1 protein-coding gene and 1 pseudogene are annotated in these 817 nt (G+C 47.4%); both read left to right on the top strand.

Going from position 1 to position 817, the window contains the following annotated elements:
• A partial coding sequence (locus tag R7R78_RS25425) for a FlgO family outer membrane protein (protein ID WP_225474536.1) occupies nt 1–575 on the top strand: 575 nt, incomplete at its 5' end.
• A 9-nt stretch (nt 576–584) separates the two neighbouring features.
• Nucleotides 585–817 (top strand): annotated as a pseudogene (locus tag R7R78_RS25420) (flagellar biosynthesis protein FlgP); the annotation flags it as partial.

Below are 817 nucleotides of genomic sequence, written 5' to 3'. Positions count from 1 at the left end.
TTTATAATGGTAAAGAACCGTATTCAGGCAGCCAGTTCATGTTGATGGACAGTCCGCGTCATACGATGGACTTCTTTATTGAAAGCATGACAGAAGATTTGATGGTATCTAACGTTGCCGTTTCTGCACGTACACCAATTGCTATCACATCGTTTGTTGACCTGCAAAACATGGATGCGACCAACTGGTTGGGCAACTCTGTATCTGAAGGGTTTATCCATCAGTTCCAACGTCGCGGTTTTAAAGTCGTCGATTTTAAAACGACAGGATCTATCCAAGTGACGCAGCAGGGCGACTTTGCCTTAAGCCGCGATTGGCAAGATTTGGCGCAAGAGCAGCAAATTCAGTATGTGTTAACGGGAACCATGCTTCGTCAAGAAGGTGGCGTATTGGTTAATGCTCGCGTTGTTGGTATGCAAAGCCGTGTTGTGGTTGCCACAGCGCAAGGGTTCTTGCCTGCAGACCGAATCGGCCGTGATTTGGATACGCTAAATAGCATCCGTACCCAAGATGGCGTGTTGATTCGTTCAGACCCAACCATTCGCCAGCCATACACTGTGATTCTCCGCCCATAGGATAGAACCATGAAGAAGTTATTATTTATTATTGCCACCTTGGTGCTTGTGGGATGTCAGCCATTACAACAGATGCGCCAAGATGAAATTTTAGTGGCGGTAGGTTATGCAAGCGTAAGCGAACAAACTGGCCGCACGGTAGAAGAAAAACGTGTGCGCGCGATGCGAGCATCAAAAATTGATGCGTATCGTGAGTTAGCAGAGCAAGTTTACGGCATGCGAGTAAGCGGTCGTGCCGAACT

Source organism: Vibrio sp. 2134-1 (assembly GCF_033339495.1).
This window is presented reverse-complemented; position numbering and strand designations above follow the sequence as displayed.